Source organism: Thioclava sp. GXIMD2076 (genome assembly GCF_037949795.1).
GTDB lineage: Bacteria > Pseudomonadota > Alphaproteobacteria > Rhodobacterales > Rhodobacteraceae > Thioclava > Thioclava kandeliae.
The window spans coordinates 252,038-279,032 of record NZ_CP149933.1; the positions used below are offsets into that span (position 1 = coordinate 252,038).

The 26,995-nt window shown below is 61.5% G+C and carries 19 protein-coding genes; 9 read left to right on the forward strand and 10 right to left on the reverse strand.

Annotated elements, in window-relative coordinates; all coding sequences use genetic code 11:
* The first annotated feature begins 159 nt into the window (after positions 1–159).
* The gene (locus WDB91_RS15100; protein ID WP_339115025.1) at positions 160–4,821 is read left to right on the forward strand and encodes a hypothetical protein; all 4,662 of its coding nucleotides are present in this window, start codon (positions 160–162) and stop codon (positions 4,819–4,821) included.
* Between the two features lie 182 nt (positions 4,822–5,003).
* Positions 5,004–7,553, forward strand: coding sequence for a bifunctional lysylphosphatidylglycerol flippase/synthetase MprF (mprF, locus tag WDB91_RS15105; protein WP_339115026.1), 2,550 nt, complete (start codon positions 5,004–5,006; stop codon positions 7,551–7,553).
* Positions 7,554–7,609: 56 nt separating this feature from the next.
* Here mprF and WDB91_RS15110 read toward each other — a convergent pair whose 3' ends face one another.
* The 3 genes from WDB91_RS15110 to WDB91_RS15120 form a co-directional block, all read right to left on the reverse strand.
* A complete protein-coding gene (locus tag WDB91_RS15110) occupies positions 7,610–9,148 on the reverse strand; it encodes a tripartite tricarboxylate transporter permease (protein WP_339115027.1) in 1,539 nt (512 codons plus the stop codon).
* Between the two features lie 10 nt (positions 9,149–9,158).
* Positions 9,159–9,590 (reverse strand): tripartite tricarboxylate transporter TctB family protein, encoded by a 432-nt coding sequence (locus WDB91_RS15115; protein WP_339115028.1) that lies wholly within the window; start codon positions 9,588–9,590, stop codon positions 9,159–9,161.
* A gap of 93 nt (positions 9,591–9,683) precedes the next feature.
* Positions 9,684–10,670 carry a tripartite tricarboxylate transporter substrate-binding protein gene (locus tag WDB91_RS15120; RefSeq protein ID WP_339115029.1) on the reverse strand — a complete coding sequence of 329 codons (987 nt, stop codon included), beginning with the start codon at positions 10,668–10,670 and terminating at the stop codon, positions 9,684–9,686.
* A gap of 192 nt (positions 10,671–10,862) precedes the next feature.
* On the opposite strand from WDB91_RS15120, the gene WDB91_RS15125 reads away from it, so the two are divergent.
* The 4 genes from WDB91_RS15125 to WDB91_RS15140 all read left to right on the forward strand — a co-directional run bounded on the left by WDB91_RS15125 (position 10,863) and on the right by WDB91_RS15140 (position 15,473).
* Positions 10,863–11,534: a response regulator transcription factor gene (locus WDB91_RS15125; RefSeq protein WP_339115030.1), complete on the forward strand. Its 672-nt coding sequence runs from the start codon at positions 10,863–10,865 to the stop codon at positions 11,532–11,534.
* Entirely contained in the window at positions 11,527–12,939 is a 1,413-nt protein-coding gene (locus WDB91_RS15130) for a sensor histidine kinase N-terminal domain-containing protein (RefSeq protein ID WP_339115031.1), read from the forward strand. The genes WDB91_RS15125 and WDB91_RS15130 overlap by 8 nt, the downstream gene beginning before the upstream one ends.
* Positions 12,936–13,970, forward strand: coding sequence for an ABC transporter substrate-binding protein (locus WDB91_RS15135; RefSeq protein ID WP_339115032.1), 1,035 nt, complete (start codon positions 12,936–12,938; stop codon positions 13,968–13,970). Before WDB91_RS15130 ends, WDB91_RS15135 begins: the two co-directional genes overlap by 4 nt.
* Positions 13,971–14,054: 84 nt before the next feature.
* Entirely contained in the window at positions 14,055–15,473 is a 1,419-nt protein-coding gene (locus WDB91_RS15140; protein ID WP_339115033.1) for a hypothetical protein, read from the forward strand.
* Between the two features lie 27 nt (positions 15,474–15,500).
* Here the strand turns inward: WDB91_RS15140 and ispG are convergent, their stop codons facing one another.
* From ispG to hemA, 3 genes are all read right to left on the reverse strand, one after another.
* Positions 15,501–16,631 (reverse strand): flavodoxin-dependent (E)-4-hydroxy-3-methylbut-2-enyl-diphosphate synthase, encoded by a 1,131-nt coding sequence (ispG, locus tag WDB91_RS15145; protein ID WP_339115034.1) that lies wholly within the window; start codon positions 16,629–16,631, stop codon positions 15,501–15,503.
* 105 nt (positions 16,632–16,736) lie between these two features.
* Complete coding sequence (locus tag WDB91_RS15150) at positions 16,737–17,981, reverse strand: RodZ domain-containing protein (RefSeq protein WP_339115035.1); 1,245 nt, start codon at positions 17,979–17,981, stop codon at positions 16,737–16,739.
* Positions 17,982–18,113: 132 nt separating this feature from the next.
* On the reverse strand, positions 18,114–19,340 hold the full coding sequence (gene hemA / locus WDB91_RS15155; protein ID WP_339115036.1) for a 5-aminolevulinate synthase: 1,227 nt from the start codon (positions 19,338–19,340) through the stop codon (positions 18,114–18,116).
* 264 nt (positions 19,341–19,604) lie between these two features.
* Here hemA and WDB91_RS15160 point away from each other — a divergent pair, with 264 nt between their 5' ends.
* Entirely contained in the window at positions 19,605–20,981 is a 1,377-nt protein-coding gene (locus tag WDB91_RS15160) for a dipeptidase (protein WP_339115037.1), read from the forward strand.
* A gap of 48 nt (positions 20,982–21,029) precedes the next feature.
* Here the strand turns inward: WDB91_RS15160 and WDB91_RS15165 are convergent, their stop codons facing one another.
* A complete protein-coding gene (locus WDB91_RS15165; RefSeq protein WP_339115038.1) occupies positions 21,030–21,539 on the reverse strand; it encodes a hypothetical protein in 510 nt (169 codons plus the stop codon).
* A gap of 316 nt (positions 21,540–21,855) precedes the next feature.
* Between WDB91_RS15165 and WDB91_RS15170 the strand changes: the two genes are divergently transcribed.
* Complete coding sequence (locus WDB91_RS15170; RefSeq protein WP_339115039.1) at positions 21,856–22,302, forward strand: YaiI/YqxD family protein; 447 nt, start codon at positions 21,856–21,858, stop codon at positions 22,300–22,302.
* 67 nt (positions 22,303–22,369) lie between these two features.
* The gene (locus tag WDB91_RS15175) at positions 22,370–24,223 is read left to right on the forward strand and encodes an ABC transporter ATP-binding protein (protein ID WP_339115040.1); all 1,854 of its coding nucleotides are present in this window, start codon (positions 22,370–22,372) and stop codon (positions 24,221–24,223) included.
* A 50-nt stretch (positions 24,224–24,273) separates the two neighbouring features.
* Here the strand turns inward: WDB91_RS15175 and WDB91_RS15180 are convergent, their stop codons facing one another.
* The 3 genes from WDB91_RS15180 to WDB91_RS15190 are packed head-to-tail and all read right to left on the reverse strand — an operon-like array spanning position 24,274 to position 26,974.
* Positions 24,274–25,329 (reverse strand): ABC transporter ATP-binding protein, encoded by a 1,056-nt coding sequence (locus tag WDB91_RS15180; RefSeq protein WP_339115041.1) that lies wholly within the window; start codon positions 25,327–25,329, stop codon positions 24,274–24,276.
* Entirely contained in the window at positions 25,326–26,108 is a 783-nt protein-coding gene (locus tag WDB91_RS15185) for an ABC transporter permease (RefSeq protein ID WP_339115042.1), read from the reverse strand. The genes WDB91_RS15180 and WDB91_RS15185 overlap by 4 nt, the downstream gene beginning before the upstream one ends.
* Positions 26,105–26,974, reverse strand: a complete 870-nt coding sequence (locus WDB91_RS15190; protein ID WP_339115043.1) for an ABC transporter permease subunit — start codon at positions 26,972–26,974, stop codon at positions 26,105–26,107. The genes WDB91_RS15185 and WDB91_RS15190 overlap by 4 nt, the downstream gene beginning before the upstream one ends.
* Between the last annotated feature and the right edge of the window lie 21 nt (positions 26,975–26,995).

Below are 26,995 nucleotides of genomic sequence, written 5' to 3' on the forward strand. Positions count from 1 at the left end.
CCCAAGGGACTTGTATCGTTTGTCCGGCCTCTTTCCGTCGCGAATCCCATCAGAAGAAGACATCGGAAATCTCTAAAACCTAAAGGATATTTGAAGGCGGCGGTTCACCACTCCTTAAGTACGTTGCGCGATAGTCTCCGTGAAAAAGAGGAGACCAGTATGGCCGCTATCGGATATTCTTCCACCCTGACCGCAACGCAGATCCGCTCTCTGTCGAGTGATACCCTGAAGACGTGGGACAGTTCGGTAGCCTCCAGCCTGACGAAATCGCAACTAAGCGCATTCTCGGCGACCCAGCTCTCGGCGTTGAGCGAGGAGGTCGTGTCCAATCTCAGCACCCAGCAGCTCTCCTATATTTCCTCGACGGCCATGTCGGGTATGACGCTTGCCCAGATCTCGAGCCTCTCCGACGAGCAGATGACGGGTTTCACCCGCTCGCAATTCGCCGCCATGTCGAGCGACCAGATCGCCGGCATGACCACCGACCAGATCGAGGCTCTGACACCCACGCAGCTGGCGGGTGCCACCGCCAAGCAGCTCTCCGCGATGTCCGCAGAGGCCATCGCCTCGTTCTCGACCGAGGATATCGCGGCGCTGAATTACGCCTCGGTCAGCGGGATCAGCACCGATGCGATCGAGAGCCTGTCGACCGATCAGGTCGCCTCTTTCGGCGCGACCCAACTCCGTGCGATGAAACCCGCGCAGATCGCGGCCCTCAGTGCCGAGCAATGGGCCGCGATGGATCCGGCCCGGATGAGCGCGCTGACCGCATCACAGCTGCGCTCCGTCTCGACACAAATCCTTGCAGGCTTTAGCACCGACCAGATCGCCAATATCTCCGCCAGCGCAATCACCGGCCTGAGCAGTGACCAGTTCTCCAATCTGACGACCGACCAGATCGGCGCGCTGACCGCAGGGCAGGTGGCCACCCTCAGCAGCACCCAGATCGGCGCACTTGGCGTCAACGCGACGTCGCTGTCGACCAACGCGCTGAAAGCAATCAAGACTACCTCCATCTCGGGGTTGAAAACGGATGCGGTCTCGGCGCTGACCGCCGAGCAGATGGGCAGCTTCAAATCCGCCCAGATCGCGGCCATGAGCACCACGCAGGTCGCGTCCTTCACCACCGATCAGGTGGCCTCGATGCCCACGAGCTTCATCAAGAGCCTGTCGAGCAAGCAGATCAGCGCTTTGCCGCAAGACAGCATCGCCGTGATGTCCACAAGTCAGGTCGCCTCCATTGCGAGCGGCTCGATTTCCGGCCTGAAGACCTCACAGATCGGGGTCATGAGCACGGAGCAGATCCAGTCGCTGACGATCACGCAGATCTCGAAGCTGAGCGCCTCTCAGGTTGCGGCCATCCCCTCCGAGACCCTGTCCGCGCTCTCCACAAGCGCGATCGCGTCGATCAAATCGACCTCGCTGACGAGCCTTTCGGAGGACCAGCTCCAGTCCCTGACCACCGACCAGATCCAGTCCCTGACCTCGAAGCAGATCGCGGCGCTGCATACGACGCAGATCTCGAGCCTCGCGACCGAGCAGATCGGCGCGCTCGGCAGTTCGCAGATCGCGGCGCTGGGGGCAAAGCAGGTGGCAGCACTCTCGACAGAGGCCGTCTCCGCTCTGAGCGCGGAGCAGTTCTCCGGCATCGCTCTGGGGGCGATCAGCGGCCTGACCAGCGCCCAGATGCAGGTCGTGAGCGCGGATCAGCTCGAATCGCTTAGCAACTCGCAGTTAAAGAAACTGACGTCGGCGCAGGTCGCCAATATCTCGACGGACACTCTTGCAGCGCTGTCCACCGACAGCTTCGCCGCTCTGTCCAATGTCGCGATTGCGGGCCTCAGCACCGATCAGGTTGCGGCCCTCAGCACTGATCACATCTCCGCGTTGACCGCGGCGCAGACGGCGGCGATGAAATCGACCCAGATCGCCGCGCTCACCGGTGATCAGGTCGCGGCACTGGGCGAGACCCAAGTCGCGGCGTTGACCGGCACGCAGGTCGGGGCGCTTTCGGCGGAAATGATCGGCCAGCTGAGCGGAACCCAGATCGCGGCTTTGTCGGCAAAAGGAATTGCTGGGCTTAGCGTGGAGCAGATCGAGGCGCTGTCTACCGACCAGCTGGCGGCCTTTACCGAGACGCAGCTCTCGAAGCTGACTGCGACCCAGACCGCGGCTCTCTCGACAGAGGCAGTGCAATCCCTTGGCGCCGATGCGCTCTCGTCGATCAGCGCGGCCGGGATTTCGGGTCTGTCCACCGAAGCGATCGCGAGCCTTGATGAGACCCAGCTTGGCGCCCTGAGCACGACCCAGATCAAAGGGTTGAAAACCACCCAGATCGCGGCACTCGGCACCGCCCAGATCGCCGCCCTGTCGGAAGACCAGATCGGTGCCCTGACCTCTGGTCAGATCGCCGCGCTGGACGAGGATGTGGTGCAGGCGCTTTCGGCAGACCAGATTGCCGCGATCAGCGCCTCGGCGATCGCCGGTTTCACGGCGGACCAGATCGAGGGGCTGAACGAGACGCAGGTCAAGGCGCTGACCAGCAGTCAGCTTGCGGCCATCAGCGCCACGCAGGTCGCGGCCTTGAGCGGCGAGAGCCTCGCGGCGCTATCGCCTGAGACGATTTCGTCCATCAAGGCCGCATCGCTTGCGGGGATGTCCACCGATCAGCTGCAATCGCTGACCGGCGAGCAGGTCGAAGCGTTGACCACCAAGCAGGTCGCGGCACTGAAAGCCACCCATATCGCGGCCCTATCGGCCAGCCAGATCGAGGCGCTGACCGCCGACCAGATCGAGGCGCTTTCTGCCACCCAGATGGGTGCGTTTACCGCCGAAGGGTTGTCAGGCTTCAGCACCGACCAGATTGCGGCGATCGATTCCGCTGCCGTATCGGGGCTTACGGCGGATCAGGTCGAGGCTCTATCCATCGACCAGATTGCAGCCTTCAGCGACGATCAGGTCGCGGCCTTTACTGCAACCCAGGCGGGTGCGCTGACGGCAGGCATGATCGAGGCGATGTCGGATGATGCGATCGGCGGGTTGAGCGCCGCCGCGATCACCGCCCTTTCGACCGATGCGATCGAGGCCTTCGACAGTGCCAAGATGGATGCACTGACCACAACCCAGATCGGTGCCTTGACCGCCAAGCAGGTCGCTGCTCTGTCAAGCGCGCAGGTTTCCGCGCTGTCGACGACGCAGATGGCCGCTTTTGGCGCGACCCAGGCATCGGGGCTAACGGAAGAAGTTGTGGGCTCGCTGAGCATCGAGCAGGTGGGCGCCTTGAGCGCGGCCGCAATAGGGGGGTTGGGAGAGGACCAGATTGCCGCGCTGGAGGATTCAAGCATTCTGGCCCTCACGACGACACAGATCTCTGGCTTGACAGCCGATCAGGTGAGCGCGATCAGCGACGGTGCTTTACAGCAGTTCTCTGCCGACCAGATCGAGGCGCTAAGTGCGAGCGCGATCTCAGGCATCAACGCGGATGCGATTGCGCTGTTCAGCCAGAGCCAGATGGACAGTCTTAGCGCCACGCAGATTGCAGGCCTCAAATCGGCACAGCTGAATGCGATGCGTGACGACCAGATCAGCGGGCTGAGCACAACCCAAATTGCCGCGCTGACCTCGACGCAGATTGGCGGAATGGATGCCTCGGCGTTTGACCCGCTGACGGCGGACCAGATCGAAGCACTGAGTACCAGCGCGATCTCTGGGCTGACTGCCACGCAGATCTCGGGTCTTGAGGCGGACCAGATCGAGGGGTTGACCGAAACCCAGATTGCAGCAATGAGTGCCAGCCAGATCGGTGCCATCAGCTCCGAAGGTTTCGCGACATTCGATAGCGATAAGATCGCTGCGATCAGCAGCACGGCCTTCTCGGGTATTCCCGCAAGCACGATCTCGGCGCTGTCCTCCGACGAGATCGAGAACCTGACGACTGCACATATTTCGGCCATGAGCGCAAAACAGGTGGCTGCGCTCACCGAGACGCAGATTCCGCAAATGTCGGACGAGCAGTTGGCGGCGTTCAGCTCGACCCAGCTTGATGATCTGTCCCTCTCGGCGCTCGCCGCAATCTCCACTGATCAGATCGGGGCGCTCAAGGCGACCGCAGTGGCCGGATTTACCACGACCCAGATCACGTCTTTGAGCACCGCGCAGTTTGATGCCTTCACGGCCGAGCAGCTTGCCAATCTCACGGCCACCCAGATGTCTGCACTGACATCAGACCAGCTTGGCACGCTGTCGAGTGAGGATATCGCATCGATTTCGGCCAGTGCTATCTCGGGATTGCCGACAAGCGTGATTGCCAGTTTCGATAACGAGCAGATCGGCGCCCTCACTTCGGCGCAGATCGGCGGGCTGAGTTTCTATCAGGTTGCGGGGCTCGGAACCGATCAGGTCGCGGCACTCGAGACAACCCAGATCTCGGCTCTGAACGCACTTCAGATCGCAGCACTCGGGACAGAGAAGACCGCTGCATTGAGCACCGCTCAGATTGCAGCCATCGATCCTTCGGCCATCGCCGGGCTGTCGACCAAGCAGATTGCCAATCTCACTTCGGAGCAGGCAGAAGCTCTGACACCGGAGCAGGTGGCCGAACTCAGCGCAGAACAGGTCGCGGCTTTCAAAAACACCGCCTTAGCGACATTCTCGACAGATGATGTCTCGTCGATCAGCACCGACGGGCTTGCGGGCCTTTCTGCAACCAATCTTGCAGCTTTATCCTATACGCAGCTGCAATCCTTCACAAATACGCAGCTGGATGCGTTCAGCTCCAGTCAAATTGCCGATGTCGCTGCGGCCTATAAGGCTCTGGTTTAAGATGTAAGAAGCCTGTATTCGGGTCCTGAACGGGGCCGAATACAGGCCGCTTTCGAGGCCCCGGCCACCGCCACGGTATTTGCTGGTAACCGAAGTTATGTAATTCAACTCGAGAAATTTCAGGCATTGATCCATACGCCGTTTATGTGGCACATCACTTGACGACAAACGGATGAAGGCAAATGCCGATGATGCTGAAGCGGCTGCGCGGGGCGATGCCCTATATCGTTACAGCGGCCTTGTTCACTTTAGGTGCCTTCGCGCTTTACCGACTCCTGTCACATGTCAGCATGGCCGAGGTCGGACACCTGATCCGCGCCACACCCGCATCACATATCCTGCTGGCGCTTCTATGCACGGTCGGTGGCTATGCGGCGCTTGCGGGATATGACTGGTCGGCTTTGCGGTTTATTGGCCGCAAGCTTCCGCTGCCTATCGTGTTGGCCGGAAGCTTTCTTGGCTATTCGATCGGTAATACAGTCGGCGCCGGTCCCGTGACGGGTGGTGCCGTGCGCTATCGCATCTATTCCGCCATGGGGCTCTCGGCCTTTGACATTGCGGGGATTTCGCTCTTCTGCTCACTCTCCTTCGGGATTGGTGCTACATTGCTCGGGCTCGGCGCCTTGGCATGGCACCCGCATGCACTCGGTGCGGTGATTGCCGTGCCGGCGCACTGGATCCGCTGGGGCGCTATCGCCTTCGTGCTGTTCTCGCTGGTCATTCTGACCATCATGGCATGGCGCAGATCCGGTGTGAATCTGCGGGGCATATCGCTTCAGATGCCCGGACCGGCACTGTCCCTCGGTCAGTTTTTCTTCACGGCTGCAGAGACAATCCTTTCGGCAGCCACACTCTATATCCTGCTGCCCGCGGACCAGATCGGCTTCGCCACTTTCCTTGCGGTCTTCTCGGCGGCAGTCATGGCGGGCGTGCTTTCCCATGTGCCGGGCGGAGTGGGGGTTTTCGAGACGGTCATCGTGGCAGCCCTGCCCCATGCCATCCCGCCACAGGAGATCGCGGCGGGCCTGCTTCTTTACCGCTTTATCTATTATATCCTTCCCTTCACGCTCGCCCTCGCGATGTTGGCACTTGGCGAACTCCGCTTTGTCCGGCACAAGATCACAGGGCCGCTGGTGCCGCTTTTTCAGGTAGGTCGTGCGCTGACGCCGCTGGCAATCTCTGCCATGACCTTTGTGATTGGCGGGGTGTTGATGATCTTGCCTCTCCTGCCACCCGCCGCGCCAATGGTCGATGATTTGGCCAATATGCTGCCGCGGATCTTCCTCGAAGGTGGCGTATTGATTTCAAGCGCGATCGGCGCCTGTCTCGTGGTGCTGGCACATGGGCTACTCCGCCGCCTATCGGGCGCTTGGTGGATGACACAGGCGGCCTTGCTGGTGGCGCTGCTGGCCAGCCTGCCCCATCGCGGTCATTACGGTCCGTCGCTGGTGCTGGTGGCGGCCTGCGCCATCCTGCTGGCCACGCGGAGGGAGTTCCACCGCCGCACGCGGCTCACGCAGGATATTCTGGGGCCCCGCTGGTGCATCCTGATGTTCTGCCTTGCCCTTACACTCGTGATGACCCTGTTCCTTGCCCATGAAAGCGGCGCCGCCGGGGGCGACAGATGGTGGGACTGGGCGACCGTCCCAGAAGCCGCACGCGCCTTGCGTGCCGCTTTCATCAGTTTTCTCGTTATGGCGCTGCTGGTCGTCGGCTATGCCCTCAGACCTGGCCGCTTGCAGCATGGTTTGCCTGGCCGTAGCGAACTCGCACGGGCTGCCGAGATCGTCGACGGCCAAGCGGACCCTAAAGCCAATATCGCATTAAGTAATGATAAATACTTCATGTTTTCAGATAGCTTTAATAGTTTCTTAATGTATCGCATTCAGAGGGGGAGCTGGGTGGCGTTACACGAACCCGTGGGTTCTGAAGACGAGATATCGGGATTGCTTTGGGCCTTCCAGGACGCGGCCCATGCAGCAGGGGCGCAACCTCTTTTCTACGGGGTGCGTGAAAACTCCGCGCCGCGCTGGCCGGATATGGGGCTTGCGATGCACAGGCTGGGGGAAGAGGCCGTCCTGCCCCTTTCCCGCTTCGACCTAGAGGCGGAGCGTTATCATGGATTGCGTGAGGCTTATCACCGCGCCTGCGCCAGCGAACTCTCGTTCGAGATCGTCAGCCCACCCCATTCCCCCGAGCGCCTTGCCCGGTTGCGGGAGATTTCTGATGCCTGGGGCGCGTGCCGCGTCAGCCTCGGAAAGCGGTTCTCGGTTGGGTATTTCTCCTCGGATTACCTCAACAGGATGCCGCTTGCGCTGGTCTCGTCGGGCGGCAGGATCGTGGGCTTTGCCGTGTTCTGGACGACTTCGGCCAGATCGCGCGCCTCGGTCGATCTGATCCGCTATCTTCCCGAATGCGATGGCGATTTTACGACCTTCCTGCTGACGGGCCTCTGTCTCCATTGCAAGGCCGAAGGATATCAGAGTGTCCTTCTCGGGACCGTGGCCCTGTCGGGGCTTGAGACGCCGCGCGGTGTGCGCCTGTCCAACCGGCTCGGCGCATTCATCGCCCGTCATGGCGTTTCATTCGAGGAAATGGCTCGCCTGCGCCAGCGTCTGGAGCAGTTCTCTCCTGATTGGGAGCCGCTTTTCCTTGCGCTCCCGCCCCGTGCCAATGCCAAAACGACCGCCACCGATCTTCTGGCTCTGATCAACGGGCCGCATCCGGAGTGAACGCCGGATAGAATAAGGGCCACCGGATCGCTCCGGTGACCCTCGTCGCGCGGTGGTCAGTCCTTGATCGAACCGATCTCGTCCTTGCGCTCGTGGATACCGGCCTTGACCTTGCGCCCCACGATGATCGGCATTGCGAAACCGATGAGCGCGATCACCCAAAGCGCGATCGAGAGAGGGCTGTCGATCAGGGTGAACCAGTTGCCATTGTCGATTTCCACGGCACGGCGCAGGTTATTTTCCATCGCATTTCCCAGAAGCGTGCCGAGGATGATCGGGACCAGCGGGATGTCGAGCTTGCGCAGGATCCAGCCTGCCACGCCGAAGCCGATCATTACCAGAAGGTCGAAACTGGAGCCGGAGATCCCGTAGATCCCCACGAAGGACACCATAGCCACAACCGGCATCAGGACCTTTGGCGGGATCAGCAGCAGACGGGTGAACAGGCCCACCATCGGGATATTCAGTGCAAGAAGCATGAAGTTCGCGATGAAGAGCGCAGCGATCAGGCCCCAGACGACATCGGGATTGTTGGCAAATAGTAGCGGACCCGGGGTGATGTTGAGCGACAGAAGCACGGCCAGAAGCACGGCGGTCGTCCCCGAGCCGGGCACACCCAGCGCCAGCATCGGCACCAGCGCACCACCGGCTGCGGCATTGTTGCCAGCCTCGGGCGCTGCCACACCGCGCGGATCGCCTTTACCGAACGTCTTGTTCTTATCCGACATCCGCTTTTCGAGCGAATAGGCAAGGAAGGAGCCCAGCGAGGCACCCGCCCCCGGCAGAACGCCCGCGAGGAAACCCACGAAGGTCGAGCGCAGCATGGTCGGGGTGGTTTCCTTGACCATCTTCATCGGCGGCAGGATGCGACCGATTTTCAGGGCTTTGCCTTTTGCATCCGAACCACCGTGACGCTCTTCGAGGAAGATGAACACTTCCGAAAGTGCGAAAAGACCCACAATTGCTACGAGAAAATCGAGCCCGTCATAGAGATGGACCTCGCCGAAGGTGAAGCGCGGCACACCCGTTTGGGTATCCACGCCGATCATGGCAAGGCCAAGGCCGAGGGCCGCGGCAAAAGCGGATTTCGCCTGATTGGTCGAGCTGACACCACCGAGCGTCATGAAGGCCAGCGCGAAGAGCGCGAAATATTCGGCAGGTCCGAACAACAGCGCGATCTTCACCAGCTGCGGTGCCAGCACGATGAGGCCCCAGGTTGCGAAGAAAGAGCCCACGAAGGAGGCGATGCCCGAAATCGAGAGTGCCTCGCCCGCCATGCCTTTCTTGGCCATCGGGTGTCCGTCGAGACAGGTCATCATCGCAGGCTCGTCGCCCGGGATATTCAGCAAGATGGACGAGATCCGCCCGCCATACATCGCCCCGTAATAGACCGAGGTCAGCAGGATCAGCGAGGGCGTGGCCCCGAGGCCCAGCGTGAAGGCCAGCGGGATCAGGATCGCCACGCCATTCGACGGGCCAAGACCGGGCAGCGCGCCCATGATCGTGCCGAGGAAGCAGCCCATCAGCGCAAGCGCGAGGTTCTGCCATGTGAGAGCGACTGCAAAACCGTCGCCAAGTTGGGAAAGAAGATCCATAGGTGGCTCCTCAGAAACCGAGCGGGCCGCGCGCGAGCGACAGGCCGAGCACAAGATGGAAGATCACATAGATACCGACCGAGGTTCCGATCCCCGTGAGCACGGCCCAGAGGATCGCATTGCCAAGACGCCAACTGAGATAGGCAGCTGCAAAAGCGGTGGCAAAGACGAAACCGATGACCGGCAGCAACTCGGCATAGAGCACCATGACAACGACAGCGGCGGCAATCTCGGCGATACGCGCGAAGTTCGGCCATGCCGGATCGGGATCGGGCTTGAACGCGATGACGGCGCTCGAGATGCCGAGGATCGCGGCAATGATCAGCGGGAAGGCCTTGGGGCCTACGACATCCGACAGGAAGCTTTCCTCGATCAGGGTTGCCGAATAGGCAAAGCCGATCGCCAGAAGCAGGCCGAAGATGCCGAAGATGCGGTCACTCATGACGATCTCCTTGCAAACAGACATGAATTGGGAGACGGGCGCCGCGTGGAAGCGGCGCCCGGGAGGACAGGGTCGGAAACGACCCCGGGAGGATTACTTGATGATCCCGATCTTGCGCGAGATCTCCTGGATCTCGGCGACGTTCTCTTTGACGAACGCGTCGAACTCCGCGCCTTGCAGATCGAGCGGTGCGATGCCGTTGGCTTCCATCGTGGTTTTCCACTCGTCGGAGGCATACATCTCACCGACTTTTTTCACCCAGCCGTTATAGGCCTCGTCCGACATGCCACCCGGTGCGTAGAACCCGCGCCAGTTGGCACCGATCGCATCCACGCCCTGCTCTTTCGCGGTGGGATAATCGGCAAATTCGCCTTCCAGACGCTCGGGAGCCAGCACGGCGATCACGCGGATATCGCCTGATTCGACGAAGCCCTTGGCCTCGGAAAGATCGCCGGTGAAGGCTTGGACCGATCCTGCCAGAAGCTGGGTCACAGCCTCGCCACCGCCATCGAAGGCGATATATTTGACCTTGCGGACATCCTCGATGCCATAGGCATCGGCCGCGATCAGCACCTTGAGGTGATCCCAACCGCCCACAGCAGAACCACCGGCAACCGAAATGCTGCGCGGATCTTCTTTTATCATATCAAGAAGTTGCGGCAGGTCTTTGATGTCGCTATTTTTGGCCACAGCGATCACGCCGTAATCGGCACCGATCGAGCCGACCCAGCGGACCTGATCGACGGTATTGCCCGGATAGGCGCCCTGCGCCAGACGGGTCGCGGTGGCCGAAGAGGCTGCAGTGATCAGGTCATCCGAGGTCGCGCGTTTGTTGACGACTTCGGCAAAGGCCACACCACCGCCGCCACCGGCGAGGTTGACGACCTGCATGGTCTTGTTGATCAGACCCAGATCCTGCAGGGTCTTGCCGACCTGACGGCAGGTGAAGTCCCAGCCGCCGCCCGGATTTGCGGGGGCGATGCATTCGGGGGCTTCGGGTTGGAAGTCCTGTGCGCCAGCGGCGAAAGTCGATGCACCGAGCACGGCGGCAGCAAGGGTCAGGCGGGTTGCCTTGAACATATGATTTCCTCCAGATTCCTATGCGGGCAGGCCCTCCAGCCCGGTCATCCGCATTCCCCGTGAGTCTGCGCTTTGCAGACCCCTCCTCTCGGGGGTAGAAGGAGACTAGCAATCGAACCTGTCACGAACCTGTCATTGCGCGGGGCCTGCGACAGGAAATGACAGCCACGAATAAAAAGGTTTAGCGGAAACATGCGCGTGTTGATGGTCGAAGACACCGAAGATCTGGCGGAAACCGTCGTCACGCGCTTTGCCAAATCCGGTATTGCCTGTGATCATGCGCCGACATTGGGCGATGCGCAGGATTTCCTGCGCGTGCAGCGCTATGATGCAATGGTGCTTGACCTCAACCTGCCCGACGGGTCTGGTCAGTCGTTGCTGCGCAGCCTGCGTGGGCGCGGCGACCGCCTGCCCGTTCTGGTGTTGACCGCGCTTTATTCGGTGGATGATCGTGTGAATACGCTCGATCTGGGGGCCGATGACTATCTGGTCAAACCGTTTGATCAGCGCGAGCTGGAGGCCCGGCTTCGCGCCCTGATGCGCCGCGAGACCGAGCAGAAATCGGATGCGATCCGGTTTGGCCCGCTCCATTATTCCTCGGCGCAGATGAGTGGCACACTGAATGGTCAGCGCCTTGCCCTCACACGGCGCGAGGCCACGCTTCTGGGTATATTCCTGCGCCATCCTGACCAGATCCTTGGTAAGGAGCGCCTCTATGACGGGCTCTTTACGCTGGAGGATGCCGATGTAGGGCTGAATGCGATCGAGCTTTACGTCGCGCGGCTGCGGCGCAAACTGGCAGGCAGTGGCGTGGCGATCGCCACCGAACGCGGTATCGGCTACCGGATCACGCTGGATGGATAGGCCGCTCCACCGCTCCACTGGCTCGCTGCAGGGGCGTATTTTACGGGCGGTGATGTCGCTCATGCTTCTGGGTATGGTGCTCGTGGCCGCGACCGTCTGGATCAACGGCCGACAGGCGGCATGGGACAGTTATGACCGTCTCTTGCTCGGCGCCGCCAATGACATCGCGGAATCGATCTTTATCCAGAATGGACACCCCGTCGTCGATCTGCCGGTTTCAGCCTTCGAACTGCTGGCGCAGGCGCGCGACGACCGGATCGCTTATGCCGTGCGCGGGCCGCATCACCAGCTGATCACCGGCTATGCCGATACGCCTTTTGCTGCGGATACGCGGCCCAACCGCAACGGAGAGCAGCTTTTCGATGCGCCTATGCAGGGCGAGCCGGCGCGCTATGTCGAGATCACCCGCCTCTTTGCCGAGCGGAATTTCTCGGGGGCTGTGCATATCTCCGTGGGACAGACCCTGCGCGCGCGCAAGGACATGACGCTGCATCTGGTCACCGATGCGCTCTGGCCTGCGGCGATTGCGGGGGTGCTGCTGCTGGTCTCGGCCTATGTCATCATCCATGTCGCGCTGCGTCCCGTGGAGAAGATCGCCGCTGATCTGGCCACCCGCGACCCCTATGACCTGACACCTGTGCCCACAGAGAATGTCCCCGCCGAGATCGAGGTGATGCTGGCGGGCGTCAACCGTTTCATGGCGCGTCTCGAGCGACAACTCGAAATGATGCGCAACCTGATCTCCGATAGCGCCCATCAGCTGCGCACGCCCGTCGCCGCGATCCGTGCGCAGGCCGAGGCCATCCATGAGACCACCGATCCCGAGCTGCGCCAGCGCCAGATCGAGCGGCTCACACGGCGCACGCGCTCTCTGGGGCGGCTCCTCGACCAGCTACTGTCACGCGCCATGGTCACCCATCGCACCGACAGCATCCCCCGCGCACCGCTCGATCTACGGGATGTGGCGCTCGAGGTGCTGGAACACCATGACCACCGGCCCGAGCTGGATCTGCGCTTCGAGATCGGCCCCGACCCTGTCGTGGTGGCCGCCGATGCCTTCTCTTTGGAACAGGCGCTTGGTAATCTGGTGTCGAACGCGCTGACCCATGGCAAGGCGCCGGTGACCATCGGCACCGCATTGGAGGGCTCCCTCGCCTGCCTGTGGGTCGCCGATGCCGGACCGGGACCGGCAGAGGATCTGACCGACAGGCTGGGCCAGCGCTTTGCCCGTTCGCATGGCTCGGCCGAGGGCGGCTCGGGTATCGGGCTGTCGATCGTCTATGCGGTGGCCCATGCGTTCGGGGGCGGAATCCGGACCGAGCAGAGCGATCATGGCTTCCGCATCAGCCTTGTGCTGCCCGCAGCAAACCTGCACACCACCTCCTCCGAAAGCACCCCGCAATGACCCGTCTGGTGATCCTGCTCGTTTGGCTCTGTGCCGGTATGGCCCATGCCGAACCCGAGCTGCGCGGCACGATCGGGCATGGCCCGCAGCCCCTGCTGTTCCGCTCCAATACCGATCTTTCGATCATGGGGCCGGTAATCGAGGCTTTCACCGAAGCCAATCCGGATGTGACGGTGCAGTATGAGCAGTGGACGGCCAATGGCCTCTACGAGGCCGCCAGTGCCGCCTGCCGTGACGGGCGTCAGGGTGGCGATGTGGTGTTTTCATCGGCGGTCCAGCAGATGGTCGAGCTGGTCAATGGCGGATGCGCGCAGCCGCACCAGTCAGAGGCCACCCGCGCCCTGCCCGCCGCGCGGCGCTGGCGCGACGAGTTGTGGGGGTTGACCGAAGAGCCCTCGGTCATTGTCTATAACAAGCGGTTGATCCGCCCCGCGCAGGCACCGCGCGACCGGTTCCAGTTGCTAGATATGATGCGCCGCGAGGATGATCGCTGGTCGGGCCGCTTTGCGACCTATGATATCGAGCAGTCAGGTCTGGGCTATCTCTTCGCCTATAGCGACAGCCTCGAAGCCACCACGTTCGGGGCGCTCCTTGAGGGTTTTGCCCGCAGCAACGCGGTGGTCACCTGCTGCTCGGCGCAGATCATCGACGATGTGTCCTCGGGCAAATTCGCGCTGGCCTATAACATGCTCGGCTCCTATGTCATGAACCATCCCCGCCCGGATGTGGCGATGGTGCTGCCCGAGGATTACACGCTCTTCCTCTCGCGTGCCTATATGATCCCCAAACGTGCGCGCCATCCCGAAACGGCCAAACGGCTACTGGATTTCCTGCTCTCGGCAGACGGGCAGGAGGCGATCCGCGCCGCCGGTCTGATCTTCCCCGACGATCCGCAGGAAAACGGCCTTTTGCCAAGCGCGCGGCGCTTCATCGGCCTGTCACCGGCGCTGCTGGTGGCGCTTGACCACCATACACGGCGGCGGTTCTCCGATGTCTGGTCGGAAACCTTCACGCGCATCCCTGCGCCGTGATGCACAAAAGGCCGCACCCCCCACGATTGCACCCGCCCGAAAAGCTGACATAACAAACAAAACCTTTCCGACCCGAGATTTTCCATGCCTCTTTCTGCCCGAGCTGTATCCCGTCTGGACCGAGCCACCGGCCTTCTGGCGATCCTGATGATCGGCGGTCTCATCATCGGTCAGGTCGGCGAGAAATTCCTTCCCGTTCTCGGAGGCGTGACATGGATTGCGGCGGGCGCGGCCATCATGCTGGCAATCCTGCGTATCGGTGCGGTGCAGCGCATGGCGCAGATCTTTGCGGTCCTGTCGGTCGCGATAGCCATCGCTATCGCCATTATTGTGCCCGAGGCTTTGCCGCGCATGGAAGGCGCGCTGTTTCAGGGCACAGCCTTCTCGGCGTTCCTGACCTCGCTCGGGCTGATCCGCGGGCCGGTGAGAGCCTCGAAACTGGTCGAACGCGCTGCAGCCCGGCTCTTTGCGGCCTCGGCCAGCAGGCGGGCCAGCGCCGTAACCTTCGGAGCACAGGGGCTTTCGGTGCTGTTCAATATCGGCACCATCGGCATGATGTCCGATATCGCCGAGAACCACGCCACCCATGCCAGGGCTCAGGGCCGCACACCGATCAACACCCGTGTGATGACGCTGAGCGCCCTGCGTGGCACCATCCTTGCCACCATATGGAACCCGATCGGGGTCGGATTTGCCATCGTTACCACCGCCATTCCGGGGCTCGATCCGGCCGCCTTCCTGATGCTGGCTGTCGTCTCGGCGCTGGTCATCACGCTTGGCAGCCTGTTCGTGCTGCGCAGCGAAACGGCGCGCGATCATACGCCGGATCCCGATCTCGCGCAGGATATGAAAGGCGGGCGCGCGCTGGTCCTTATCCTGTCGGTGGTGCTGGGGCTCATTGTGGTAACGCTGGCGCTCCATCGGCTTCTGGAGATCAGCTTCCTCGTGGCGGCCTGTATGGTGCTGCCTGTCCTGTCTTGGGGCTGGCCCTTTGTTGAGCCCGGGATCCGGGCCGCCCTCAAAGGGGCCGACCGGTTAAGCGGATTGGGCAAGGCCTCGGCCTCCATGGCCAACGAGGCCACGATCTTTCTGGCCGCCGCCGTGATTGGCGCTGGCATCTCGGTCGCCTTCAACAGTCTGGGTTGGGGTGCGGCACTGGGCGGGGCTGCGCTACCGGCCATCGCGCTGATCCTGGGCTGCCTCTATCTGGTGCCGCTCGCGGCCAGCCTCATGATCCCGCATTCCATCGTGGTGGTCATGATCGCCCAGCTTCTCGGGCCGGGCCCTGTGGGGGCGGAGCATCCATTGGCGCTGGGTCTGGGGCTGTGCCTTGCCTGGGCGATGGCGATCTCGGCCTCGCCCATCTCGGCCATGTCGATCATCACCGGCCGCCAGCTGGGCGTCACCCCTGCCCGTGTGACCTTCGATCTCAACCGGCGCTTCACGCTTTTCGGGCTCGCGGCCTCGACCGTGCTTCTGGTGCTGACCTATCTCTTCTTGTGAAAAAGGGCGCCATAGGCGCCCTTTATATTATTCCGCGGCCTCTGCGGCCTTCTGTTCGGCATCGAGCTTCTCGGCCCGCTCCTCGACCAGTTCCACAATATGGTCGATCATCTGCTCATTGGACATCTTATGGCTCTGTTTGCCCGCCATATAGATCATGCCCGAGCCTGCGCCGCCGCCCGTGAAACCCAGATCGGTCATCAGCGCCTCGCCTGGACCATTGACCACACAGCCGATGATCGAGAGCGACATGGGCTGTTTGATATGCTCGAGCCGCTTTTCCAGCTCTTCCACCGTCTTGATGACGTTGAAGCCCTGACGGGCGCAGGACGGGCAGGAGATGATCTGCACGCCGCGGGTGCGCAGCCCCAGCGATTTCAGGATCTCGAAGCCGACCTTCACCTCTTCGACCGGATCGGCCGAAAGGCTCACGCGCAGCGTGTCGCCAATGCCCATCCACAAAAGGTTCCCCAGACCGATGGCCGATTTCACCGTGCCCGCGGTCAGGCCACCGGCCTCGGTGATCCCCAGATGGATCGGCGCATCGGTGACCTCGGCCAGCGCCTGATATGCTGCGGCTGACAGGAAGACATCGGATGCCTTGCAGGAAATCTTGAACTCGTGGAAGTCGTTATCCTGAAGGAGCTTGATGTGGTCGAGGCCCGACTCGACCATCGCATCGGGGCAAGGCTCGCCATATTTCTCCAGAAGATGCTTCTCGAGCGAGCCCGCATTCACCCCGATCCGGATCGAGCAGCCATAGTCCTTGGCGGCCTTCACCACCTCTTTCACCCGGCTCGCATCGCCGATATTGCCCGGATTGATCCGCAGGCAGGCGGCGCCGGCCTCGGCGGCCTCGATGGCGCGTTTATAGTGGAAATGGATATCGGCCACGATCGGCACGGGGCTCTCGCGGCAGATCTCGCGCAGCGCCTGCGTAGAGGCCTGATCGGGGGTCGAGACCCGCACGATATCGGCACCCACATCCGCGGCACGGATGATCTGGTCCAGCGTGGCCTTTACATCTGTAGTGTCCGTATTGGTCATCGTCTGCACCGAAATCGGCGCATCCCCGCCAACCGGCACATTGCCGACCATAATCTGACGGGATTTGCGGCGTTCGACGCTGCGCCACGGACGAACCGGGTTCAGGGACATTGGGGACTCCTTCGGACATGTCGGGGGCAAAGTAGTTCAGCCGCCGCCCGAGGGCAACGGCTGTCAATCAGGATTGATCTCACAACAGTTCCAAGACGCGGACACTTATTCCGTCTTGGGGGTCGGATCGGCAATGGCCTGACCCGCATCCGCAACCGCGAACATGCTGGTGAGCGCACTGTCCTTTTGCGGATCGGCCACGGCAAAACGCTGCGAGAGCGCATCGGCGCTGAGGGTAATATTCTTGGTCACGGCCCCCCGCGCGCCTACGGGACCATGCGCGACACCGTTGACGGCAAAATAGATCGCGCCGGATTCACCCGTGCGCAGGGTCGGCGGCTCGGCCAGTTTGGGCAGGGTGTAACGCTCGCCCGCATTCATGACCTTTTCCAGAAGAACCGATCCGTCCGCCGCACGCACCCGTACCCAAGACGGGCGCACGGCGAGAATCTCGACATCGGCCGCATTCGCTGCCGTCACCTGAACGCCTTCGCTACCGTCGGCCGCCGCAGGTGCGGGAACAGCCTGACCCTGCCCCATCGCCTGCGCGATGGCCTGATTGATGGCGGACTGCGCATCCGGCTTCTGCGTCGCCATATCAGCTGCGGCGGTTTGGGTCTGGCCTGCCAGAACGCCGGTCTTGTTAGGATCAATGGAGGCAATCGGACCGTCGCGCGCGATCAGCACGGGCGTATCCAGCGTGGCGGGACGGAAGAGACGGTCCAGACTGTCATCCGCCGTTGTATCCTGAGCGCTTTCCACCGGATCGGCAGAGCCCCCCTCGACCGAGGACAACGGGTCGAGCTGTGCTACGACCGAGGGCTGCTGGTCCACGGGCGTCAGATTGACACGTTGGACCTCCTGCAGCACCGACCAGCCCCCATAGCCGATCCCGCCTGCCAGAACCGCCAGCACCAGAAGCGAGCCGATAGCACGCGGTTCGATCCGCGACCAGAGACTATCTGTTTTGGGGAGAAAAACGGGATTGGGGCTGCCCAGACCATTGACCGGCTTGTTGCCTGCACTAGCTGAGACTTTATGGGGTTGTCCGTGCTGGGCCATCCCATGTGTCGGAACGAAGCCGGACTCGAAGCAGAAACGCTCGAAAGCCCAATCGGGATCAAGGTTGAGATAACGCGCATAGGAGCGCACATAGCCTGACACGAAAGACGGCGCGTCGAAGGCGGACAGGTCACAACTCTCGATGCCGGCAATGTAAGCGGCCCTGATGCGCAACTCCCGTTGCACATCCAGAAGCGACTTAGATAACGTGGCGCGCTCGCCCCGCATCAGATCGCCAAGACGCAGGTCGTAATCCTCGAAGCCTTTCGGCTGGACGTCGTCCTGCATCGAAGGAGGTGTCCTTCGACCGATCATTGCTTCACTGCCCCTATCGCACTCAAAGTTGTCCGATTCGGTTTTTCCGAACTGGTTATTGCAAAGTTATCACATGCTAGAGAGGTTTACACCGGTAGTTATGGGTTAACCTGCCATTTCGGCACGATTTAGCTCACAACGCGCCCAGAGCTTATCGAGCGCCCGCACCAGCCCGTCGATCTCCTTGAGGGAGTGCACGGGGGAGGGTGTGAACCGCAGCCGCTCGGTGCCGCGCGGAACCGTCGGGTAGTTGATCGGCTGCACATAGACGCCGAACTCTTCGAGCAGCATGTCCGACAGAGCCTTGCAATGTTTGGGATTTCCGACGTGGACCGGCACGATATGGCTGCCACGGTCGATGAAGGGGAGCCCCATCGCCTTCAGGCGGGTCTTCAGGATGCGGGCATGTTCCTGCTGCTTGTCGCGCAGTGCCTGACCCTCGGCGGTTTTGAGGAACGCGATCGAGGCCGCAGCGCCTGCTGCCACAACCGGTGGCAGAGAGGTCGTGAAGATGAAGCCCGGCGCGTAGGAGCGGATTGCATCCACCATTTTCGCCGACGCCGCGACATAGCCACCGAACACCCCGAACGCCTTGCCCAGCGTGCCATTGAACATGTCGATACGGGTCTCGCCGATGGCTTCGGCATAGCCTGCCCCACGCGGGCCATACATACCCACGGCATGGACCTCGTCGAGATAGGTCAGGGCGTTGAATTCCTTCGCCAGATCACAGATCTCCTTGATCGGACCGAAATCCCCATCCATCGAATAGACCGACTCGAAGGCGATCAGCTTGGGAGTTGCCGGATCATCGGCCTGCAGCAGCTCACGCAGATGGGCCAGATCGTTGTGGCGGAAGATGCGCTTGGCGCCGCCACCACGACGGATCCCCTCGATCATCGAGGCATGGTTCAGCTCGTCGGAATAGATGATCAGACCGGGGAAGATATTGCGCAGGGTCGAGAGTGTGCCGTCATTGGCGGTGTAGGCCGAGGAGAAAACGAGCGCGGCCTCGGTCCGGTGCAGATCGGCCAGTTCGGCCTCGAGGCGCTTGTGGTAAACGGTTGTGCCCGAGATATTGCGCGTTCCGCCCGAACCGGCGCCGGTGGCATCGAGCGCCTCATGCATCGCAGCCAGAACAACCGGATGTTGCCCCATGCCCAGATAGTCATTGCCGCACCAGATGGTGATATCCTTCTTGGTCCCATCCTCTTTGGTCCAGACGGCCTTCGGATAGGCGCCCTTCTCACGCTCCAGGTCGATAAAAACGCGATAACGGCCTTCCTCGTGAAGCCGGTTGATCGCCGTATCCAAAGCCTGATCGTAATTCATGGGTTCTGTCCTTGCATCCGTTCGCTGGGTCAGCACTAGGCCTCTTTACCACACCTCACATTGACAAAGGTCAAATTACAGATGCGTGTTTGACTTGCTTGCCACTTAAATACGCATTTCCGGAACAAATTCAAATGCGCGCTTGGTCGCAGCCCATGCAGCGGGGGCAACCCCGCCATGACGATAGCGGACCGGCTTTCCTCGGCGCCTGTCTGGACAGTCCCCGCCAGATTGCTAGGGTCTGGCGCAAACAAGGAGTGAACTATGTCAGTGGATGCCGTCCTCAACCGGGTCGATACCGATCTCGATAATGCCATGAACCGTCTGATGGAGCTGTTGCGTATCCAGTCGATCTCGACCGATCCGGCCTATACGCCCGAGGTCACCAAGGCCGCAGAATGGTTAAAGAAAGACCTTGAATCCATTGGTTTTAAAACAGAAGTGCGCCCGACCCCCGGTCATCCGATGGTGGTGGCCCGCAATGAAGGCCAAGGGCCGCATCTGCTGTTTTACGGCCATTACGATGTGCAGCCCGTCGATCCGCTGAATCTGTGGAACACACCCCCCTTCGAGCCGCAGATCGAGGACACGCCCAAGGGTAAGGTGATCCGTGGCCGTGGGGCTTCCGATGACAAGGGTCAGCTGATGACCTTTATCGAGGCCTGCCGCGCCTATAAGGACGAGACGGGCTCGCTGCCGTTCAACATCACGATCTTCTTCGAGGGCGAGGAAGAATCAGGCTCGCCCTCGCTCGTGCCCTTCATGAAAGAGAACGCCGCCGAACTGACCGCCGATCTGGCGCTGATCTGCGATACCGGCATGGTCTCGCCGGGCGTGCCCACCATCGCGGGCAGCCTGCGCGGCATGCTGAAAGAGGAATTCACCCTCAAGGGCCCGCGCATCGACCTGCATTCGGGCTTCTATGGCGGCCCCGCGCTGAACCCGCTGCGCGAGATCTCGAAACTCATCGCCTCGCTGCATGACGAGACCGGCCGCGTGGCGGTCGAGGGCTTCTATGAAGGCGTGCCCGAAGTTCCGGCCGAGCAGCTCGAGATGTGGAAGAACTGCGGCTTCGACGAGGCGGCCTATCTGGGTGGTGTCGGCCTGACCAAGGCGCATGGCGAAGAGGGTTATTCGACGCTCGAGCAGCAATGGTCGCGTCCGACCGTCGAGATCAACGGTCTGTGGGGCGGCTATCAGGGCACGGGCTCCAAGACTGTGATCCCCGCCGAGGCGCATGTGAAGATCACTTGCCGTCTGGTAGGCGATATGGACCCCGCCGATGTGCGCGCCAAGCTGCGCAAACATCTCGAGGCCCGCGTCCCGCAGGATGCCGAGATCCACTGGGATACGAGCCTTGATGGCGCAAAGGCCGCCTTCATGGATACCTCCCGCCCCGAATTCGAGAAAGCGCGCCTTGCGCTGACCGACGAATGGGATCGCGAGGCGGTGATCACCGGTATGGGGGGCTCGATCCCGATTGCGGGCTATTTCAAGGAGATTCTCGGTATGGATGCGATGCTGATCGGCTTTGCCAACGAGGATGACGCGATCCATAGCCCCAACGAGAAATATGACGTGAAGAGCTTCCATAAAGGCATCCGGTCCTGGGTGCGGATCCTGGACCGTCTGCAAGGCTGATGATCGAAGTTTCGGGGCCGGTCACGGCCCCGAAACCAAGCCCGAACCCTAGATAACCTTGCGCTGCAGGGCTTTTTCCGCGAGTGGGCAATCCCGAAACGCATCAAGGATCTTGCGCTCGCGTTTTTTGCAGCGACGGAACTCCGAAATGATCGTCTGCAGGAATCCCCGGGCATCGGGAGCCTCGATCCCGTAAACGAGCGAATCGTCATCTTCGATATCGAAAACCGCCAGAACGGTAGGGCGCGTGCCTTTCGCAACCAGCTGCCAGCAACCGCGCTTGCGGAACATCCAGTCAGCGGGAAGCGTAAAATCGACTTTACCTGCATGGGTATTTTCCGCCATCACCCGATAGATTTCTTGGGTAATGGTCTCGGAAAGGCGGATCTGTTCGGCCACAGACTGGATGACCTTCCGGCAGACCGGCTCCTCCGCATAGATGGAAATATCACCGAGCGGATCGAGCGGGATCCGGGCCAATAATCCGATGTCGCCTTCATTGGATCGCAACAGCCACTCATTTGTGCGAGATGCGGACCAGCCCTTCGGAAATGCCATTCCACGAACCGAAGAAATAATAAGCGGGGTGCCACCCGCGCTTTGCCCAACATTGATAACTGACATTAACTATACCTTTGAACAATTTACTGATTCATGCCCCAAATTGACCCGGTGGAAGGCCTTATGGATCTTGGCTCATACATATTTGCATTATGCGAAATTTGTAAAAGAACTGGAAATCAACGCGGTAACGACAAAGAATTGCATAATTTGACCAAGGCCGAATACCGCAAAGTTACCTGATTATCGCTCACCGCTTGGCCCTAGCCCGGCTTTAGGCTACAGCACGACCAGCTATAACGGAGTGCCTCCAATGACGATCTATGTCGATGCCGATGCCTGTCCGGTCAAGGCGGAGGTCGAGCGTGTCGGCAGCCGCCACAGCGTATCTATGAAGATCGTCTCGAACGGCGGCATCCGGCCCTCGCAGAACCCGCTGATCGAGACGATCGTCGTGGATGCCGGTCCCGATGTGGCCGATATGTGGATTGCCGAGCGCGCGGGCCGCGGTGATGTCGTGATTACCAACGATATCCCGCTGGCAGCCAAATGCGTAGCGGCGGGCGCACAGGTGCTGCGCCATGACGGCGAGGCGCTCACCGACAACAATGTGGGTCAGGCGCTCGCCATGCGCGATCTGATGACCGACATGCGCGCCGCCGACCCATTCCTGCAGGGCCGCAACAAGGGCTTCACCAAAGCCGATCGTTCGCGGTTTCTCGATGCGCTTGAGCGCGCTCTGCGCAAGGCCGGACGCTGACCGGTCACATATGTGACATCCGGTGCGGGCACTCTATCTAGACCCATTCCAACCGACAGGAGCCACCATGTTTTCCTGGTTCGAACGCCGCATCGACCCTTATCCTTCCGAGCAGCCTATGATGCCGCCCAAAGGCTTCTGGGCTTTCATGCGCCATTACAGCCGCGGGGTAACCGGCTGGTTGGTTCTCTTGGCGATCAGCTCGGGGGCGATCGCGCTGGTCGAGGTCTCGCTCTATAGCTGGCTGGGCGATCTGGTGAACCGCTTGTCCGACACACCACGCGAAAGCTTCTGGGCCGAGAACTGGGGCCGGATCGCACTGATGGGGTTGGGGCTCGTGATCGTGTTGCCCGGGCTCAATCTCTTCGGCGGGCTCCTGATGCACCAGACGCTTCTGGGCAATTTCCCGCAGCGGGTGCGCTGGCTGGCTTACCGTTATCTGCTGCGGCAATCGGTGGGCTATTTTCAGGACGAATTCGCGGGCCGCATCGCGCAGAGGCTGATGCAGACGGCGCTGGCCGTGCGCGAGGTGGCGATGAAGCTCATGGACGTGGGCAGCTATGTGGTGATCTATTTTATCGGCGCACTGGCGCTGGCGGCCTCTCAGGACTGGCGGCTAGCTCTGCCTTTCGTGCTCTGGGCGCTGGGATACGGGCTGATGCTGGGCCGGATTGTGCCGCGGCTCGGGCGCGTGGCACAGGAACAGGCCGATACGCGTTCCGCCATGACGGGGCGCATCGTAGATAGCTACACCAATATCGCCACCGTCAAACTTTTCTCGCATTCCGACCGCGAGGAGGCGTGGATGCGCTCAGGCATGGACGCGTTTCTGGGCACCGTCTACCGGCAGATGCGGCTCTCGCAGATCCAGGATATCACGCTGAGCCTGCTGAATGTCTGGCTCGTGGCGGCTGTCACGGGGATCGGGCTCTGGCTCTGGACCACGGGCGAGCTGGCCGTGGGCGCCGTGGCCATTGCCGTGCCGCTGGCCTTGCGGCTCAACAATATGGCGCATTGGATCATGTGGGAATTTGCGGCGCTCTTCGAGAATATCGGCACGGTGCGGGACGGGATCTCGAGCCTTTCGCTGCCGCGTGCTGTGCAGGATGCGCCCGATGCGAAACCGCTGGAGGTGGCCGCAGGCGCCGTGCGCTTCGATCATGTCACCTTCCGCTATGGCCAAGACGAGGCACAGCGCCCGCTGGCCGTGCTCGATGATCTTGATCTGACAATCCGCGCGGGCGAGAAAGTCGGGCTGGTCGGACGCTCGGGGGCGGGAAAATCCACGCTTATTAACCTTCTTCTGCGCTTCCACGACATTCCCGAAGGCAGGATCACCATCGACGGGCAGGATGTGGCGCAGGTCGGTCAGGAAAGCCTGCGCGCCGCAATCGGGGTGGTAACCCAAGATAGTGCGCTTCTGCACCGCTCTGTGCGCGACAATATCACCTATGGCCGCCCCGACGCGAGTGACGACCAGATCGCCCATGCCCTGCGTATGGCCGAAGCCGACAGTTTCGTGCCGCAACTCTCGGATGCGCAGGGCCGCCACGGGCTCGACGCCCATGTGGGCGAGCGCGGCGTCAAACTCTCGGGCGGTCAGCGCCAGCGGATCGCCATCGCGCGTGTGGCGCTGAAGGATGCCCCGATCCTCATCCTAGACGAGGCCACAAGTGCCCTCGATAGCGAGGTCGAAGCGGCAATCCAGTCGCGGCTCGAGGTGCTGATGGAAGGCAAGACGGTGATCGCCATCGCCCACAGGCTATCCACCATCGCAGCGATGGACCGGCTGGTGGTGATGGATCAGGGCCGTATCGTCGAACAGGGCAGCCATGCCGAGTTGCTGGATGCGGGCGGGATCTATGCCCGTCTCTGGGCGCGGCAATCGGGCGGGTTTCTGGCAGGCGACGACCAGACCTGATGCCAAGCGGCCCTGCCGTGGCGGACATCCCGCCAAGGGTCCGGCTCCGATCAGCCGCCGATCACCAGCGCATCCGAGGGGTGCAGCGCAAGACTTACCTGACTGCCCACTTCCGGCGGCGCGGCACGGGTGTTGTTGAACAGGTCTACCGCCAGCGTCTCGCCGCCCAGATCGACCTTCAGGCGGATGACCGAGCCCAGAAAATCGACATCGAGGATAGTGCCGCCCAGCTGTGCCTCGCCCGCGTCAAAATCCGCCACTCCCAGCCGGAGCATCTCCGGACGCAGACCGAGCGTGATCTCCGGCCCCGTGACCTCACGGTAGATCCACAGATCATTGGCCCCGATCCGCACATGGCCCGCAGCCCCGTCGATCACCTGTGCCTGTAGCGTGGTGAGCGTGCCCACGAAGCCTGCCACAAAGCGGGTCGCGGGGGTGTTGTAGATCTCGAACGGCGTGCCGATCTGGTCGGCGATGCCCTGATGCATGACCACGATCCGGTCCGACATCGACAGCGCCTCCTCCTGATCATGGGTCACGAATATGGTGGTGATCCCCAGCTCTTTCTGGATCATGCGGATTTCGTTACGCAAACTGACCCGCACCTTGGCATCAAGCGCCGAAAGGGGTTCGTCGAGCAACAAGACCTGCGGCTTGGGCGCAAGTGCACGCGCCAATGCCACCCGCTGCTGCTGCCCGCCCGAGAGCTGGTAGGGATAACGTGCGCCCATCTCCGGCAGGCCGATCAGCTTCAGCATTTCGGCCACACGCGGCGCGATCTCGCGTGCAGGCGTGCCCTGAACCTTCAGACCAAAGCCCACATTCTGCGTCACCGTCAGGTTGGGAAACAGCGCATAGGCCTGAAACACCATCCCGATATTACGCTGGTTGGGCTTGAGCGAAGACACCTCGCGCCCATCGATGGTGATGGACCCTGCAGACGGGCTCTCGAACCCCGCCACCATGCGCAACACGGTTGTCTTGCCACAGCCCGAAGGACCGAGGAGCGAGATGAACTCGCCTTTCTCGATATCGAGATTGAAGTCCTTCACGACGCGGGTCGCGCCGAAGCTTTTCTCCAGATGGGAAATCGTCAGGAAACTCATCGACCCGCCTTGGTATGTTTGGTGAAACGTGTGACCAGCTGGATCAGCCCCATGCAGGCCCAAGTGATGACAAAGGCGATGGTCGCCAATGCGAAGGGCTCATAGGCTTTGTTGGCGCCCATGAGTTGCAGATACGGTCCGAAGGCCGGACGGTTGAGAAGCGCCGCCATCGTGAACTCGCCCATGACAATGGCGAAGGTCACAAACGAGCCCGAGAGCACCGCCACCAGCACATTGGGCAGGATGATCTGTCCGATGATACGCACCCAGCCCGCGCCAAGCGATTGCGCGGCCTCGGTGAGCGTGGCCACATCGATGCTGCGCAGCCCCGTATCGACCGCACGATACATATAGGGCAGCGACAGCGTGGCATAGCCCATCACCAGAAGGAAATTGGTGCCCAAAGTGGTGCCGGTCAGCGGCAGCCAGCTTGATGTATTGTAAAGCCGGATGTAGCCGAACACGGTCACGATCGCCGGAATAACCAGCGGCATCAGTGTGATGAACTCGATCAGCGGGCGCAGTCGCGGCAGTTTGAGTTGCACCCAGAAGGCCGTGGGCACCACCAGCAGGATGCCGAAGAGGATCGTCAGAAGCGCCATCAGCACCGAATAGCTGAAAGTCTGGCGGAATTGCGGGTCCGAGAGCACCGCCGTATAGGCATCGAAACTATAGACGCCGCGGCGCATCGAAAGCGAGAATTCGACCATCCCCCAGAGCGGCAACACGAAATAGAGGATGCCGAGGATCATGATGGCCCACGAGGCTGCCTTGGTCATTTCAGCCACCTCTCCGAGCGCATCCTGAGCAGGATATAGATCACATTGGCGAGCCCCGTCACGAGGATCATCCCGAAGGCCATTGCATAGCCCAAGTGAGGGTCGCCCAGCACATCACCGCGGATCTGCGCGAAAAGCATGATCGGCACGATATTGAGCGAGGAGCCGGTGAGCGCGATGGCGGTGGCCACGGCGCCGAACGCATTGGCAAAGAGAAGCGCGAAAGTGCCAAGGATCGTCGGGAAGAGGATCGGCAGCGCGACGATGCGCCAGTATTGCGCGCCACTCGCGCCAAGGCAGGAGGCCGCCTCGCGCCATTCGCGCTTGAGACCATCGAGTGCGGGCGTGATGATCAGGATCATGAGCGGGATCTGGAAGAAGAGATAGGTGATCGTCAGACCCCAGAAGCTGAGGATATTGAACCCCATGGCCCGCAGGTTGATGCCGAATTCATGGCGCAGGAACATGGTCACAAGGCCCAGCGGCCCGAGGGTTGCCAGAAAGGCGAAGGCCAGCGGCACACCGGCAAAGTTCGAGGCCACGCCCGAGAAGGTCAGAAGCGGCGAGCGGATCGCTTTGGGCAAGCCCCCCAGCACCATTCCGGCCGCCATCAGGAAGCCCACCAGACAGCCGATGGCCGAAGAGGCCAGCGAGATCTTGATCGAGATCCAGTAGGAGCCGAGGATCGTGGGCGTGAACAGCCCCGCGAGATTGGACAGGGTGAAGCTGCCATCGGGGCGCTGGAACGCGCCGATGACGATCTTCATCGTTGGCAGGGCCAGAAACAGCACGATAAAGGCAATGAAGGGCAAGAGCCCAAGCCATGTCAGACTGATCCGGCGTTTGACGGGAGGGAGGTCGGCCACAGGGTTTCCGCTTCGACTAAA

What these genes read in the sequence shown, in the direction of transcription:
- WDB91_RS15100 (WP_339115025.1), top strand. Translation starts at nt 160, where the DNA reads ATGGCCGCTATCGGATATTCTTCCACCCTGACCGCAACGCAGATCCGC.
- mprF (WP_339115026.1), top strand. Translation starts at nt 5,004, where the DNA reads ATGCCGATGATGCTGAAGCGGCTGCGCGGGGCGATGCCCTATATCGTT.
- WDB91_RS15110 (WP_339115027.1), bottom strand. Translation starts at nt 9,148, where the DNA reads ATGGATCTTCTTTCCCAACTTGGCGACGGTTTTGCAGTCGCTCTCACA.
- WDB91_RS15115 (WP_339115028.1), bottom strand. Translation starts at nt 9,590, where the DNA reads ATGAGTGACCGCATCTTCGGCATCTTCGGCCTGCTTCTGGCGATCGGC.
- WDB91_RS15120 (WP_339115029.1), bottom strand. Translation starts at nt 10,670, where the DNA reads ATGTTCAAGGCAACCCGCCTGACCCTTGCTGCCGCCGTGCTCGGTGCA.
- WDB91_RS15125 (WP_339115030.1), top strand. Translation starts at nt 10,863, where the DNA reads ATGCGCGTGTTGATGGTCGAAGACACCGAAGATCTGGCGGAAACCGTC.
- WDB91_RS15130 (WP_339115031.1), top strand. Translation starts at nt 11,527, where the DNA reads ATGGATAGGCCGCTCCACCGCTCCACTGGCTCGCTGCAGGGGCGTATT.
- WDB91_RS15135 (WP_339115032.1), top strand. Translation starts at nt 12,936, where the DNA reads ATGACCCGTCTGGTGATCCTGCTCGTTTGGCTCTGTGCCGGTATGGCC.
- WDB91_RS15140 (WP_339115033.1), top strand. Translation starts at nt 14,055, where the DNA reads ATGCCTCTTTCTGCCCGAGCTGTATCCCGTCTGGACCGAGCCACCGGC.
- ispG (WP_339115034.1), bottom strand. Translation starts at nt 16,631, where the DNA reads ATGTCCCTGAACCCGGTTCGTCCGTGGCGCAGCGTCGAACGCCGCAAA.
- WDB91_RS15150 (WP_339115035.1), bottom strand. Translation starts at nt 17,981, where the DNA reads ATGCAGGACGACGTCCAGCCGAAAGGCTTCGAGGATTACGACCTGCGT.
- hemA (WP_339115036.1), bottom strand. Translation starts at nt 19,340, where the DNA reads ATGAATTACGATCAGGCTTTGGATACGGCGATCAACCGGCTTCACGAG.
- WDB91_RS15160 (WP_339115037.1), top strand. Translation starts at nt 19,605, where the DNA reads ATGTCAGTGGATGCCGTCCTCAACCGGGTCGATACCGATCTCGATAAT.
- WDB91_RS15165 (WP_339115038.1), bottom strand. Translation starts at nt 21,539, where the DNA reads ATGGCATTTCCGAAGGGCTGGTCCGCATCTCGCACAAATGAGTGGCTG.
- WDB91_RS15170 (WP_339115039.1), top strand. Translation starts at nt 21,856, where the DNA reads ATGACGATCTATGTCGATGCCGATGCCTGTCCGGTCAAGGCGGAGGTC.
- WDB91_RS15175 (WP_339115040.1), top strand. Translation starts at nt 22,370, where the DNA reads ATGTTTTCCTGGTTCGAACGCCGCATCGACCCTTATCCTTCCGAGCAG.
- WDB91_RS15180 (WP_339115041.1), bottom strand. Translation starts at nt 25,329, where the DNA reads ATGAGTTTCCTGACGATTTCCCATCTGGAGAAAAGCTTCGGCGCGACC.
- WDB91_RS15185 (WP_339115042.1), bottom strand. Translation starts at nt 26,108, where the DNA reads ATGACCAAGGCAGCCTCGTGGGCCATCATGATCCTCGGCATCCTCTAT.